Here is a 13,379-nt window from a genome sequence, read left to right as displayed (position 1 = left end):
GACATTGCGGCAGAAGCCAGTCGAATGGCATCCTGAAGTCCACATTTGTGGACGTTGCGCATGCTCAACCTCAACGACCTGGCCCTGTTCGTGACCGCGGTGGAGCAGGGAGGCTTCGCCGCCGGCGGCCGTCATCTGGGCCTGCCGCGCTCCACCCTGAGCAAGCGCGTGGCACTGCTTGAGGATCAGCTGCAGGTTCGCCTGCTGCAGCGCAGTTCGCGCCGTTTTGCCTTGACCGAGATCGGCCAGGAATTCTTTGAACGTGCCCGCGCGGCGCTGTCGGAAGTGGAAGCGGCCGAAACCATCGTCCGTGGCCGCCAGGCCGAGCCCAGCGGCACCGTGCGCATCAGCGCGTCGATTCCGGTGGTGCAGGGCCCGCTTGCCGCCTGCCTGCCTGCGCTGGCACGGCGCTATCCGCGCCTGCGCATCGAAGTGGAGGCCAGCGATCGCTTCATCGACCTGGCACAGGAGGGCATCGACATCGCCGTCCGCAGCCACTTCGGTCCGCTGCCTGATTCCGGCTTGGTGCAACGCTCGCTGGGCAGCGAGCGCATCGTGCTGGTAGCGTCGCCTGCCTATCTGGCCTCGGCGCCGGCATTGGATACCCCCGAGCAACTACGCATGCACGCCGGCCTGCTGACTGCACGCCACGCAACACGCTGGACGCTGCATGATGCTGGCGCCCGCACTGTGCTGGCGGAGCCGCAGGTGGCGATGGTCGGCAACGAATCGCAGCTGCTGATCGCGGCGGCTGAAGCAGGACTTGGGATTACCGTGCTGCCCTGCAGCCTGTGTGCGCCGGCCATCGCTGCTGGCCGCCTGCAGCAGGTCCTGCCGGCGTGGCATGCCGGTGAGGTCACCACCACTGTGCTGCTGCCGCATCGTCGTGGGCAGCTGCCGGGCGTTCGGGTGGTGGTGGACGCGCTGGTGGCGCATTACGCGCTTACTGCAGCGCCCGTGCCAGCACCTGCCAGATCCGTGGGTCCTGGCACTGCGAGACGTTGAAGCGCACATAGTCGGCCGCGCGCTGCGATTGGCTGAAGGCGTTGCCCGGGGCCAGCACGATGCCTTCGCGCAGGCATTGCCGTGCCAGCGCAGCGGCGTCGCGGCCATCGGGTAGCTGGCACCAGAGGAACAGGCCGGCTTCCGGTTGCAGCCACGGGGTGATGCCCAGCGAGTACAGTTTCCGCAGTGTGTGCCGGCGCGCGTCGGCCAGGCGCGAGCGTACCGATTGCATGTGGCGGCGATAGCCACTGTCGGTCAGCGCGATGTGCATCAACTGCATCGCCAGATGGCCGCCGCCGAAGCTGGTGGCCAGCTTCAGATCGGTCAGCGCTTCGATCCAGTCGTGGCGCGCGGCGATGTAACCGCAACGCGACGCCGCCGACAGCGTCTTGGAGAAGCTGCCGACATGGATCACCCGCGAAAGCCCGTCCAGCGCAGCAAGGCGCGGTGCCGGCTGCAGTTCGAAGTCGGCGAAGATGTCGTCTTCGATGATGATCAGTTCGCTGCGTTCGGCCAGGCCCAGCAGGCGGTGCGCGGTGCTGGCCGCTAGCACCGCGCCGGTCGGGTTGTGCAGGCCGGAATTGGTGATGTACAGCCGCGGCGAATGTGCCTGCAACGCCTGCGCGAATGCTTCAAGATCCGGGCCGGTGTGCGTGTAGGGCACACCCACCGCCTGCACCTGGTGCGCCTTCAGCAGGGCGTGGTAGTTGAAATAGCTCGGGTCGTCGACCAGCACACAGTCGCCGGGCTTGAGCAGGAAACGGCAGATCAGGTCGACCGCGTGCGTACCGGATTCGGTCAGCAGGATCTGCTCCATCGGTGCGTCGATTCCCAGTGCAGCTGCACGTCGCTGCAGCAGATGGCGCAGCGGTGGAAGGCCGAGCGGGCCGGCGTAGTCGACCAGGTGGGGAGCATCGCCGCGCGCCAGCCGACGCAGGCCTCGGCGCATGCCGTCGTGGTACAGCCAGTCGCTGGGCATCCAGCCGCAGCCCGGTTTGAGGTGCGCGGGCGGTGTTTCCAGCGATTGCCGCGACACCCACAGCGGGTCCACCGCGCGGTCCAGGCGTGGTTCCATCTCGGCCAGGGCAAGCGGTGCGGCCGGTCCACTGACATAGAAGCCGGAACCGGCACGCGCGCTGATCAGCCCTTCAGCGGCAAGGCGCTCGTAGGCCTCGACCACGGTGGAGACCGACACGCCCATCGCCGCCGCCTGCGCGCGTACCGAGGGCAGGCGCGAACCGGCGCCATCCACCCGCGTGCCGATGCGGGTGCGGACGGCCTGGATGACTGATTCGATACGGGTAAGCGGGCGCGTCATGGTGAAAGTGTGCTGGAAGTGTGGGCAGTACAGTTATTTGAAACTGTACTGGATTGTAGCTGGGGAGCGCGGGCCGCAGGTGCTTCCATGGAGGTCCCGCCGGGCACCGCCCGGCACCCCAGGAGTACAGGCGTGGAACGGTCGGCGAGTGGTTGGATCAATGGCTTCATCGGTGTGGTGATCTTTGCGGGCTCGTTGCCGGCCACCCGCCTGGCCGTGCTGCAGCTGGACGCCGGGTTCGTCACCGCCGCACGCGCCACCATCGCCGCCATACTCGGCCTCGGCCTGTTGCTGCTGTTGCGCCAACCCTTTCCGCGACGCAGCGACCTGCCCGGGTTGGCGGTGGTCAGCCTTGGCGTGGTGGTCGGCTTCCCGCTGCTGACCGCGCTTGCCCTGCGCCACGCCTCATCAGCGCACACCATCGTGTTCCTCGGCCTGTTGCCGCTGAGTACTGCGGTGTTCGGCGTACTGCGCGGTGGCGATCGGCCGCGCCCGGCGTTCTGGCTGTTCTCGCTGCTGGGCAGTGCCTGCGTGGTCGGCTATGCCGCGCGCAACGGCATTGAGGCCTCGCTGCAGGCCGACCTGCTGATGCTGGCGGCGATCGTGGTGTGTGGACTGGGCTACGCGGAAGGCGGTCGGCTCGCCCGCCATCTCGGCGGCTGGCAGGTGATCAGCTGGGCGCTGCTGCTGGCACTGCCGGTGATGCTGCCGCTGACGGTGCTGATGCGCCCGCCCTCGTTCGTCGAAGTGGGGGCATCCGCGTGGTGGGCGCTGGGCTACGTGGCGGTGTTCAGCATGCTGCTCGGGTTCCTGTTCTGGTATCGCGGGCTGGCCCAGGGCGGTATCGCCGCGGTTGGCCAGCTGCAGCTGCTGCAACCGTTCTTCGGCCTGGCGCTGGCTGCGCTGCTGCTGCATGAAGCGGTCAGCCTCAGCATGGTGCTGGTGACCGTAGTCGCGGTGATCTGCGTCGCCGGCGCGCGCCGTTTCAGCCGCTGAAAAAAGGGGACGGAGGGGATTAAGTCGCAACTGACCTCGCTGTGCCTGAAACGACTTAATCCCCTCCGTCCCCTTTTTCGACGATAGCGTGCGCGTATCGTGGTGTGCGGCCAATGGTATTGGCCCTGTCAGCGGCGCGTGGCTGAAGCTGTACGCATGAAGCCGATTTCCCATGTTTCCTTCGAAGGTCAGGTGGGCCTGGTGACCGGTGCTGCTGGTGGACTGGGCCTGGCCTACAGCCGTCTGCTGGCCGAACGTGGTGCGCACGTGGTGATGCATGACGTCGGTGCCGGCACCGATGGCCGAGGCGCCGATCCGCAGCGCATCCTTCGCAGCGTGGAAGTGCTGCAGGGGCAGGGTCTGCCGGTGCAGGCCGCAAGCGGTCCCATCGACCATCGCGTGGGTTGCCACGCGCTGGTGCAGGATCTGTTGCAGCAGCATGGGCGCATCGACTTCCTGATCCACAACGCTGGCTGGGTCGGGTACCAGCTGCTGGAAGCGATCGAGGACGAGGCACTGGAGCAGATGCTGTGCCTGGCGGCGAAGACGCCGCTGTGGCTGGCGCAGGCGGCGTGGCCGGCGATGCGCGAAGCCGGTGGTGGACGCATCGTCATCACTACGTCGGATCGCGCGCTGTATCCGCAGTACGTACAGCGCGGGTTGTCTGCCTACGCGATGGGAAAGCTGGCGGCGCTCGGTCTGGTCAATGTGCTGGCGCTGGAAGGTGCCGAGCATGGCATCGTGGTCAATGCGGTTTCACCCGTGGCCAAGACGCGCATGTGGGGCGTCGAAGGCGAGCCGGACGAACTGCATCCGGACGCGGTCGCGCACGGTGTGGCCTACCTCGCATCGCAGCGTTGCCTGCAGGGTGGGTGGGTGCTGCGCGCAAGCAATGGCCAGTTCCACGCGTTGCGCGTGCAGGACGCCGAACATGTGGCCTATCCGCGGGATCTGCGTGCGGTCAGTGCAGACAGCATCGAGTCGGTGGCATTGCAGTGGCCGGCCATCGCCCGCGCCAGCGTGGACGTGCGCAGCTGAGGGCGTACCCTAGGCAGGTTTCCACTGCCTGCTCCCAGATGATCGATCTGCGCCTGCTTCGCCAGTTCGTGACCGTGGCCGAAGAACTGCATTTCCACCGCGCCGCGGCCCGCCTGCACATGTCGCAGCCACCGTTGACGGCCGCAATACGCCGGCTGGAAGACGCGCTTGGAAGTGAACTGATCGTGCGTGGCAATCGCACGCTGGGTCTGACCGTGGCCGGGCAGACGTTGCTGGTGGAGGCGCGTGCAACGCTGCAGCAGGCTGAGCAGGCACTGCTGCGCACGCGTGAGGCGGCGAGCGGACAGTCTGGCCGCCTGCACGTTGGCTATGTGGGCAGCGCGCTGTATGGCCGCCTGCCAGGCCTGATCCGCCGCTTCCGCCAGCAGTACCCGCAGGTGCAGCTGCATCTGCAGGAAGCGACGTCGCACCAGCAGCAGCTGTGGCTGCGCGAGAAGCGCATCGACGTCGGCGTGCTGATTCCCCCCATCCCCTCCACCGAACTGCGGTTGCACGACTTCGATCACGATCGCCTTGCGATTGCGCTGCCACGTGCGCACGCATTGGCCCATGCGCCGGAGGTCAGTGTGGCGATGCTGGCTGACGAACCGTTCGTGTCGTGGCCGGCGGGCGAGGGCATCGGCTTCCATGCGCAGGTGCTGGGCCTGTGCACGGCAGCGGGATTCACCCCGCAGGTGGTACAGGAAGCGCAGGGCATGCACGCGGTGTTGTCACTGGTGGCGGTAGACGCCGGCGTGGCGATCGTGCCTGCCAGCATGGCCAGCTTTCGTCCGCAGGAGATCGTCTACCGCGTGCTGGATGGCGATGCAGCGCGTTTCGCCCTCCAGTTCTGCACGCGCCCGGAACAGGCGTTGCCAGTGGTGCGCAATTTCCTGATGGCTGCGACCACTGGCTGATCCTGCGGATTGGCTATGCGTGGCCGTTGCGGAACAGATGCGTAGCGGCATAGTCGATGAACACCCGCAGCCGTGCGCTGGGGTGGCGCCCACCGGGCCATAGCAGCGAGAACTGCCCCTTGTGCGTGGGCAGCGCTGGCAGCACCTGTTGCAGGCGGCCGTCGGCCAGTGCGTCGGCCGCCAGGAAGTCGGGCATCCAGGCCAGGCCCATGCAGCCGATGGCGGCGGCCAGCAGCGCTTCCATGTTGTTGCAGGTCATCGCCGTCGGAAGGCGCGCGCCGGCATCGCCTTCCACCCCCGGCAGCTGCCAGGGGTGCAGCTTCCCGGTAGTCGGGTAGCGGAAGCGCAGAGCCGCATGCATGCGCAGATCGCTCACGTCGCCGGGAATGCCGTGCGCCTGCAGATAGCCAGGCGCTGCGCAGAGCATGAAACGAAAGCCACCCAGGCGCCGTGCGGTCAGGCTGGAATCGGCCAGTTCGCCGCTGCGTATCACCGCGTCCAGGCCTTCGCTGACTACATCAACGATGCGGTCGTTGAAGTCCAGTTCCAGCTGCACCTGCGGGTAGCGCTGCTGGAAGCCGGGCAGTACCGGCAGCAGGAAGCGGTAGCCGATGGTGGGCAGGCCGATGCGCAGCAGCCCGCTGGGGGCATGCTGTCGCTGCGCCAGGTCCGCCTGTGCTTCGGAAAGCTCATCCAGTGCGCGGCGGCAGCGTTGCAGCAGCAGTTCGCCTTCGTCGGTGAGGTGCACGCGGCGGGTGGTGCGATGGAACAGGCGGGTGCCGAGTTCCTGTTCAAGGCGGGCGATACGCTTGCCGACCGCCGAGGCGGACAGGCCGAGCACACGGGCGGCACCGACGATGCTGCCGGCCTCGGCGGTACGGACGAAGGCAAGCAGGGCGGAGATGGAGTCCATGCAGTCATGATTGCGGAACGATGCGCCGCAATCAACGTCCATCGAGCCTGTTTTTCGGGAATAACGGCCTGTCCATCATCAATGCCCCTGATGGATGGAGGCCCGCATGGCCCCGGTTTCGATACGCCCTGTACCTGTCCGCACGCAGCAGCACTGGACGCTGCTTGCGGTCTGCCTGGCCGCGCTGGCGCTGCCGTTGTCCTTCTCGGCCGGTGCCGTCGCGGTGCCGGTGCTGGCTCGTTCTGCGGGGGCCTCACCCACCGCGCTGGCCTGGGTGACCAATGCCTTCATGCTGACCTTCGGCAGCCTGCTGCTTGCTGCCGGTGGCCTGGCCGACCGCTATGGCCGTCGGCGGATGTTCCTGCTGGGCACGGTCGGTTTCACCGCCGCTACGACCGCTGTATGCCTGGCCCCGACGCTGCTGTGGCTGGATCTGGCGCGCGGCCTGCAGGGCGTTGCCGCCGCAGCAGCGCTGGCCTCGGGCACGGCGGCGCTGGCGCAGGGCTGGCAGGGGCCGGCGCGTGGCCGCGTCTTCGCCCTGCTGGGCACGACGTTCGGTGCGGGGCTGGCGCTTGGACCGTTGCTGGCGGGCCTGCTGCTGCAGGCACTGGGATGGCGCAGTGTGTTCGCAGTCGGTGGTGTACTGACGTTGGCGGCCTTCGCACTGGGCGCGCGCGTGTTGCCTGAGAGCCATGGAGAGCGCGGTCGGCTGGATGTCGGCGGCATGCTGGGTTTCAGCCTGATGCTGGCGGCGTTGACGCTGGCCCTGCTGTGGCTGGGCGAATTCGGCTTACACGCCGTGCGCGTGCATCTGGCATTGCTCGCCACGCTGTTGCTCGGCGCAGCGTTCATCTGCATCGAACGGATGCACCCATTCCCGTTGCTGGACCTTTCGCTGTTCTCGCAACCGGCGTTCCTGGGCGTCCAGCTGCTACCGGTGGCGACCTGCCTCGGCTACGTGGTGCTGCTGGTGGTGCTGCCGCTTCAACTCCTGGGTGTGCACGGACAGAGTGCCACGTGGGTTGGCCTGCAGATGCTGGCCCTGTCTGCGCCGATGCTGGTGCTGCCGCTGCTGGCCGCGCGCTGGGCGGAACGGATCGGCAGCGCACGGCTGTGCACGCTTGGCCTGCTGGTGTGTGCATGCGGCCTGTATCTGCTGTCGCGGCATGCCGCCCATCCATCGCCTTCGCAGTGGATGCCATGGCTGGTGCTGATCGGCGCGGGGACGGCGTTGCCGTGGGGGCTGATGGATGGGTTGTCGGTGAGCGTGGTGCCGGTGCAGCGCGCCGGCATGGCTGCAGGCATCTTCGGCACCGTGCGGGTGGCCGGCGAAGGCATTGCACTGGCGGCCGTGACAGCAGTGCTGTCGCTGCTTGTCAGCGGGCATCTACAGGGAACGTCGCCTGCATTGTTGGCACGTGCCGGCGCCTATCTGGCAACCGGGGCGCATGCCCAGGCAGCGGCACTGCTGCCGTCGATGAGCAGTGGGCAGCTGCAGCACGCCAGTGCCGAGGCGCTGGCGGTGCTGCTGCGTCTGCTGGCACTGCTGACCGCCGCATGCGCGGTGCTGTTGCACCTGCTGCTGCGGCGGCCGGCAATGGCCGTGCTCAGAACCGATAGCTGATGGTGCCGGTGACCACGCGCGGGTAGCCGGCGAAGCAGTCGCCAAACGTACGGCACGGGGCGTAGTAGCGCTTGTCGGTGAGGTTGGTGATGTTCAATGCCATCGTCCAGTCGGTCACCTGCACTTCCACCAGTGCATCGGCCAGCGTGTAGCTGGGCGTGACGATGCGTCCGCCATTGCCCAGCGATACGGTGTTGCCGACGTGGCGCACGCCCAGGCCCAGGCGCAGGCGTGCGGCATCGTCCAGCTGGAAGCCCTTGGACACCCAGGCCGAGGCCAGGTCCTGCGGGGTGTCATTGAGGCGCTGGCCCACTTCCAGCGCGAAGTTGCTGCGGCTGACTTCAGCCTCGTTGCGGGCCACCGCGGCGGTGATGGTGAGGTCGTTGGCGAACTGGAACTGGCCTTCCAGCTCGATGCCCTTGGAGCGGATCTGGCCGGTCTGCACCACGTTCAGCACGTTGTCCGGATCGTTGGTCTGGCGGTTGGTTTCGGTGATGCGGTACGCCGCCATCGTCAGCAGCAGATTGCGCGCCGGTTGCCACTTGATGCCGGCCTCTGCCTGGCGGCCGCGCATCGGCTTGAAGGCCTGGCCGAACAGGTCCTGGCCGGCCACCGGCAGGAACGATTCGCTGTAGCTCAGGTAGGGCGACACGCCCGCGCCCAGTTCACCGATCAGGCCGGCGCGGTAGGTCGTCGCGTTGTCGATCTGGCTGGGCTGGCCTTCGGTCTTCGAGCGCGCATGGTCGCGGCGCGCGCCCAGCACCAGCGATACGCGGTCGGCCCAGCGGATCTGGTCCTGCACGTACACGCCCAGCTGGGTGGAGGTCTGGTCGGGCTGCCGCTCCCAGCCGCGTACCGTGGGTGCCACCGACACCGGGGCGTAGATATCGATGGGCGTGCCGGTGGCATCCAGCCGCTGCAGCTGTTCCTTGTACTGGCTGTAGTCCACGCCGGCCAGCAGCAGATGCTGGAAGGCACCGGTGGCGAAGTCGAACTGCAGCGCGTTGTCGGCGCTGAGGATCTGCACGTCCGGGCGGGTGCCGTAGGCGGTGCGGTTGACCACGCGGCGCGCAGCGTCGATGAACGGATCGGCCGGATTGCTGTAGCTGTCCACGTACATCTGCTGCAGCGTCGTCCTGCCGTCGATGTAGCGTACGGCCGAGCGCAGGCTGAGCACATCGTTGAAGCGGTTGTCGAACAGTGCGGTCAGGCTGTAGACGCGCGAGTCGATGCGGTCGAAGTCGGGGTCACCGATGAAGGTGGAAGGATCCAGGCGGCGCCCGGGGGGGGCCAGCAGGGTCGCGGCCAGCGGCAGGAACTGCTGGCTGGAGCCGGTCCTGTCGTGCTGGTAACTGGCCAGCAGGGTGAGCGTGCTGCGTTCGCCGCGCCAGCTGACCGAGGGCGCCAGATAGACGCGGTCGTCCTTCAGTACATCGGTCTGCATGTTCGATTCACGCAGCAGCCCGACGAAGCGGCCGGCAAGCGTACCGGCATCGTTCAGCGCGCCGCTGAAGTCCCCCTGCAGCTGCCTGCGGTCGAAACTGCCGAGCTGCACGCCGACCTCGCCAGCGAGGGCGCCGAAGGTCGGGCGCTTGCTCATCGCATTGATGATGCCGCCGGTAGCGCCGGCACCGTACAGCACCGAGGACGGTCCGCGCAGGACTTCCACCCGCTCCAGGCCATAGATTTCCGGGCGGGCGAGGGGGCTGAAACCGTAGCTGCGGCGCAGGCCATCCTGGTACTGCACCGGGTCCAGGCCGCGCACCGAGGTGGCATCGTTGCGGGTATCCAGGCCCCAGGCATCGGCGGTGACGCCGGCGCTGTAGCGCAGCACTTCCTGCAGGTTGTGCGCGCCGCGATCGGTGAACAGCTGCTGGGTGACCACGCTGATCGCCTGTGGCGTCTCGGTCAGGGCGGTATCGGTCTTGGTGGCGGTGCTGGCGCGCTCGGCCACCACGGTCACTTTGTCCAATGTGCGTGCCGCCGGGCCGTCCTGGGCGTGGGTGATGGCGGAGGCCAGCAGGGTGGGCAGGGCGAGCGCGTACAGCATCGGGCGGTGCGGCGACAGGGCGGGCATCGTCAGGAATCCGGGAAGGCGGTGACGGCGGATTATCCGGATGCCCGTCCGCAAATACAAATGATTCCCAAATGCAATTGACTCACCCGGGCCCGGTGTCAGGGCAGCCCGTTCGAGGCGCCGCGGATGCTCAGCCAGGCGCCGCCGCCCGGGGCGCTGCCCGCGCGCAGCCGGAAGCCGTGCAGGCCGGCGATGGCGGCCACGATCGACAGTCCCAGCCCGAACCCCGGTCCCTGGCCGGCGCTGCTGCCGCCGCGGAAGAAACGCTGGTAGATCAGCGTGCGGTCCTGTGGCGGAATGCCGGGTCCATTGTCGATCACATCGATCCTCGGGGCGCCGTGATCGTCGACCGCACGCAGCAGGATGCGGCCGTGTGCAGGGGTGAACTGCAGGGCGTTGGACAGCAGGTTCGCCACCGCTTCGAACAACAGTTCACGGTCGCCGCGCAGCGGGCCGGCCTGTGGATCCACCTGCAGCTCCAGCAACTGCTGCTTCTCTTCGGCCAATGGCAGGTAAAACTGGTGCAGTTCCTGCAGCAGCTCGGCAAGGTCGACCTCGTCGAACGCCGAGCGCCGCTGGTGGCTTTCCAGTTCGGATACCCGCAGCAGCGCGGTGAAACGCGCCATCAGCATGTCCGTTTCAGCCAATGCCTTGTCCAACGGGTCGGCATGGGGGTCCTGTTCGTCGAGGCCGACGCGCATGCGGTACAGATGTGCCCGCAGGCGGGTGAGCGGGGTGCGCAGATCATGGGCGATGCTGTCGCACACGCCTTTGACCTCGGTCATCAGCTGCTCGATGCGTTCGAGCATGGCATTGACGATGCTCGACAGCCGATCGATCTCGTCGCGACGGTTGGATACCGGCAGGCGCTGACCGAGGTCACCGGCCACGATGCGGTTGGTGGCGGCTTCGATCTGCTGGATCCGCTTCAGCGGGCGCCGGCGCAGCAGATGCCAGCCCACCAGGCCGGGAATGACGGTCAGCGATACGCCCCACAACAGCGCATCGAGGATGATGCTGTTGACGGCAGTGAGCTTGCCGTTCTGGCGGACGAACACCAGCGTCCGCCCATCCCGGGTCGCCATGCCCAGCGCGTTGCCGCCGCTGTCGTGCCTGCCACCGGCCAGCGTCCATCCCTGCACCGGATGCGAGCGGCCATCCAGTGGCAGCCCCTCGGGAATGGCGATCAGCGTGCCGCCCACCGGTGAGCCGCGGCGGTCGAACAACCCGTAGGTGTACACCTGGTGCAGGTCGAAGCGCTGGCTGTCGCGCAATGCCTCATCCAGTGCCTGGCCGTCGAATGCCATGAACAGATGGGCGCGCTGCTGCAGGCCGGATTCGGTCAGGTCATTGAGGTAGTCCGAGATGCGCCAGTACATCACCCCCAGCAGCAGGCTCGACCAGGCGACGAACAGGATGCAGTACAACCCGAGCAGGCGGCTGCTGGACGAGCGCCACTGGTCAGGGTTGCGCATCGAAGACATAGCCGGTTCCACGCACGGTGGTGATGGGTTGCGGGCGGCCGGGCTGCTCGATGCGTCTGCGGACACGGCCGATGTGGACGTCGATCAGGTTGGTGCCGGGGTCGAAGTGATAGCCCCAGACTTCCTGGAACAACATGCTGCGGGTGACCACCTGGCCGGCATTGCGGACCAGGAATTCGAGCAGCTTGAACTCCGTCGGCAGCAGGCTGATCTCCTGCCCGCCACGCCGGGCCGAACGGGTCATCAGATCCAGTTCGAGGTCGCCGGCGCGCAGGACATTATCGGCAGGGCCGGCCTGGCTCTGGCGACGGATCAATACCTCCACGCGGGCGGCCATCTCATCCGAGGCGAACGGCTTGGTCAGGTAATCATCACCGCCTGCACGCAGGCCACGCACGCGCTCGTCCACGTCCGACAGCGCGCTGATCATCAGTACGGGCGTGACGATACCTTCGCGCCGCAGGGCAGTGACCAGCGCCAGGCCATCGATGCCGGGCAGCATGCGGTCCAGGGTGATCACCGCGTAGTCGCCCCCCCGCGCCAATGCCAGGCCGGCAGTGCCATCAACGGCAACGTCGACCTCGAAGCCATGGCTGCGCAGTTCGGTTGCGATTTCCTCCGCAGTGACAAGGTCGTCCTCGATGGTGAGTACGCGCGGCATGGGCCATTGTGCAGGTTGGATGGCTGCCATCCTCGCAACCGCACGCGGTGACTGCAAATGAAAAATGTTTCATGCGCGATTCGCCGGAATCCGCGCACGGGTCTTCTATATTCGGCGCCGAGCGTCTCCCCCCGGCGCACGGAATCCCGGCCACCGATGAACCTCCTGCACACCCCGTCGCCACGCCACGCCCGGCCACTGAGGATGCGCCGGCCGGCGCTGCTTGCACTCGTTCTGCTCAGCCTGCTGTCGGCCTGCGGCAAGGATGCGCCCAAGCCGGCCGGCAGGCTTCACGAGGTGGAAGTGCTGACCCTGCAGGAGAAGCCGTTGGCGATGGAACAGGAGCTGCCTGGGCGGACCATCGCATCGCAGGAGTCGGATGTGCGCCCGCAGGTGGATGGCGTGCTGGTGAAACGCCTGTTCGAAGAGGGCGAATCCGTGCATGCCGGGCAGCCCTTGTTCCAGATCGAGCCGGCCCTGTACCAGGCGGCAGTGAACCAGGCGCAAGCCAACCTGAAGACCGCCGAAGCAGCGGCAGTGACCGCACGCCTGCGCGCGCAGCGGATGCAGGCGCTGGGCGGCGAGCAGCTGGCCGCGCGCCAGGACGTGGATGACGCCATCGCCAGCGGGCAGCAGGCCGCAGCCGCGGTACAGGCGGCACAGGCGAGCCTGGATACCGCGCGCACGCGGCTTGGTTTCGCCACGGTGACCGCGCCGATCGCCGGTCGCATCGGCCGCGCGCTGTTCACACCGGGTGCGCTGGTCACCTCGGGCCAGGCCAACCCGCTGGCGCGGATCCAGCAGGTCGACCCGATGAACGTGGACATCACCCAGTCCAGCAACGAGTACCTGGCCCTGCGCCGCGCGATCGCCGATGGAGGCGTACAGGCCACGACCGCTGCGGTGCGGCTGCGGCTGTCCGATGGCAGTGAATATCCGTTGCCCGGCACCCTGGAATTTGCCGATATCGATGTGCAGCAGGAAACCGGCAGCATCACCCTGCGTGCACGTTTTCCCAATCCCGCCGGGCAGCTGCTGCCGGGGATGTATGTGCGGGCGCAGGTGGGGCAGGGCACGCAGCAGCAGGCCCTGCTGGTGCCGCAGTCTGCGGTGGACCGCAGTCCGAAGGGCGAGGCGCAGGTGTGGGTGGTGGATGAGGGGGGCAAGGCGAAGCTGCGCCTGTTCCGTACCGCGCGGGCGATTGGCGACCAGTGGCTGGTGCTGGATGGCATTGCTGCAGGTGAACGGGTGGTCGTGGCCGGCGCACAGGGGCTCTCCGATGGCATGGCGGTGCAGGTGAAGCCCGCGGCGGCAGTCACGCCGGCAGCCGCCGGGAAGGACTGAGC

The 13,379-nt window shown here is 67.6% G+C and carries 11 protein-coding genes; 6 read left to right on the top strand and 5 right to left on the bottom strand.

What is annotated here, in order from left to right; all coding sequences use genetic code 11:
- Nucleotides 1–60 precede the first annotated feature (60 nt).
- Nucleotides 61–1,005 (top strand): LysR substrate-binding domain-containing protein, encoded by a 945-nt coding sequence (locus tag AC5P88_RS05420; protein WP_495224514.1) that lies wholly within the window; start codon nt 61–63, stop codon nt 1,003–1,005.
- Here the strand turns inward: AC5P88_RS05420 and AC5P88_RS05415 are convergent.
- A complete protein-coding gene (locus AC5P88_RS05415; protein ID WP_495224513.1) occupies nt 944–2,323 on the bottom strand; it encodes an aminotransferase-like domain-containing protein in 1,380 nt (459 codons plus the stop codon). The genes AC5P88_RS05420 and AC5P88_RS05415 overlap by 62 nt on opposite strands.
- A gap of 132 nt (nt 2,324–2,455) precedes the next feature.
- Between AC5P88_RS05415 and AC5P88_RS05410 the strand changes: the two genes are divergently transcribed.
- The 3 genes from AC5P88_RS05410 (at nt 2,456) to AC5P88_RS05400 (ending at nt 5,274) form a co-directional block, all read left to right on the top strand.
- The gene (locus AC5P88_RS05410) at nt 2,456–3,319 is read left to right on the top strand and encodes a DMT family transporter (protein WP_100447882.1); all 864 of its coding nucleotides are present in this window, start codon (nt 2,456–2,458) and stop codon (nt 3,317–3,319) included.
- Nucleotides 3,320–3,475: 156 nt separating this feature from the next.
- Nucleotides 3,476–4,357, top strand: a complete 882-nt coding sequence (locus tag AC5P88_RS05405; protein ID WP_495224512.1) for an SDR family NAD(P)-dependent oxidoreductase — start codon at nt 3,476–3,478, stop codon at nt 4,355–4,357.
- A gap of 38 nt (nt 4,358–4,395) precedes the next feature.
- On the top strand, nt 4,396–5,274 hold the full coding sequence (locus AC5P88_RS05400; RefSeq protein ID WP_495224511.1) for a LysR substrate-binding domain-containing protein: 879 nt from the start codon (nt 4,396–4,398) through the stop codon (nt 5,272–5,274).
- Nucleotides 5,275–5,287: 13 nt separating this feature from the next.
- On the opposite strand, the gene AC5P88_RS05395 is transcribed toward AC5P88_RS05400, so the two are convergent.
- A complete protein-coding gene (locus AC5P88_RS05395) occupies nt 5,288–6,187 on the bottom strand; it encodes a LysR family transcriptional regulator (RefSeq protein ID WP_111111583.1) in 900 nt (299 codons plus the stop codon).
- 106 nt (nt 6,188–6,293) lie between these two features.
- Between AC5P88_RS05395 and AC5P88_RS05390 the strand changes: the two genes are divergently transcribed.
- Nucleotides 6,294–7,811: an MFS transporter gene (locus tag AC5P88_RS05390; protein WP_495224510.1), complete on the top strand. Its 1,518-nt coding sequence runs from the start codon at nt 6,294–6,296 to the stop codon at nt 7,809–7,811.
- Here the strand turns inward: AC5P88_RS05390 and AC5P88_RS05385 are convergent.
- From AC5P88_RS05385 to AC5P88_RS05375, 3 genes are all read right to left on the bottom strand, one after another.
- The gene (locus tag AC5P88_RS05385) at nt 7,795–9,888 is read right to left on the bottom strand and encodes a TonB-dependent siderophore receptor (RefSeq protein WP_495224509.1); all 2,094 of its coding nucleotides are present in this window, start codon (nt 9,886–9,888) and stop codon (nt 7,795–7,797) included. The two genes, AC5P88_RS05390 and AC5P88_RS05385, sit on opposite strands and share 17 nt — an antisense overlap.
- A gap of 98 nt (nt 9,889–9,986) precedes the next feature.
- The gene (locus tag AC5P88_RS05380; protein WP_106549854.1) at nt 9,987–11,363 is read right to left on the bottom strand and encodes a sensor histidine kinase; all 1,377 of its coding nucleotides are present in this window, start codon (nt 11,361–11,363) and stop codon (nt 9,987–9,989) included.
- Complete coding sequence (locus AC5P88_RS05375; RefSeq protein WP_495224508.1) at nt 11,350–12,033, bottom strand: response regulator transcription factor; 684 nt, start codon at nt 12,031–12,033, stop codon at nt 11,350–11,352. Before AC5P88_RS05375 ends, AC5P88_RS05380 begins: the two co-directional genes overlap by 14 nt.
- A 156-nt stretch (nt 12,034–12,189) precedes the next feature.
- Here AC5P88_RS05375 and AC5P88_RS05370 point away from each other — a divergent pair, with 156 nt between their 5' ends.
- A complete protein-coding gene (locus AC5P88_RS05370; RefSeq protein WP_495224506.1) occupies nt 12,190–13,377 on the top strand; it encodes an efflux RND transporter periplasmic adaptor subunit in 1,188 nt (395 codons plus the stop codon).
- The last annotated feature ends 2 nt before the right edge of the window (nt 13,378–13,379 follow it).

The sequence above is a fragment of the Stenotrophomonas sp. YJH_SMC_8 genome (genome assembly GCF_059371315.1).
This window is presented reverse-complemented; position numbering and strand designations above follow the sequence as displayed.

Coding starts and splice junctions, on each gene's coding strand:
- AC5P88_RS05420 (WP_495224514.1), top strand. CDS start 61: ATGCTCAACCTCAACGACCTGGCCCTGTTCGTGACCGCGGTGGAGCAG.
- AC5P88_RS05390 (WP_495224510.1), top strand. CDS start 6,294: ATGGCCCCGGTTTCGATACGCCCTGTACCTGTCCGCACGCAGCAGCAC.
- AC5P88_RS05415 (WP_495224513.1), bottom strand. CDS start 2,323: ATGACGCGCCCGCTTACCCGTATCGAATCAGTCATCCAGGCCGTCCGC.
- AC5P88_RS05375 (WP_495224508.1), bottom strand. CDS start 12,033: ATGCCGCGCGTACTCACCATCGAGGACGACCTTGTCACTGCGGAGGAA.
- AC5P88_RS05405 (WP_495224512.1), top strand. CDS start 3,476: ATGAAGCCGATTTCCCATGTTTCCTTCGAAGGTCAGGTGGGCCTGGTG.
- AC5P88_RS05380 (WP_106549854.1), bottom strand. CDS start 11,363: ATGCGCAACCCTGACCAGTGGCGCTCGTCCAGCAGCCGCCTGCTCGGG.
- AC5P88_RS05400 (WP_495224511.1), top strand. CDS start 4,396: ATGATCGATCTGCGCCTGCTTCGCCAGTTCGTGACCGTGGCCGAAGAA.
- AC5P88_RS05395 (WP_111111583.1), bottom strand. CDS start 6,187: ATGGACTCCATCTCCGCCCTGCTTGCCTTCGTCCGTACCGCCGAGGCC.
- AC5P88_RS05385 (WP_495224509.1), bottom strand. CDS start 9,888: ATGCCCGCCCTGTCGCCGCACCGCCCGATGCTGTACGCGCTCGCCCTG.
- AC5P88_RS05370 (WP_495224506.1), top strand. CDS start 12,190: ATGAACCTCCTGCACACCCCGTCGCCACGCCACGCCCGGCCACTGAGG.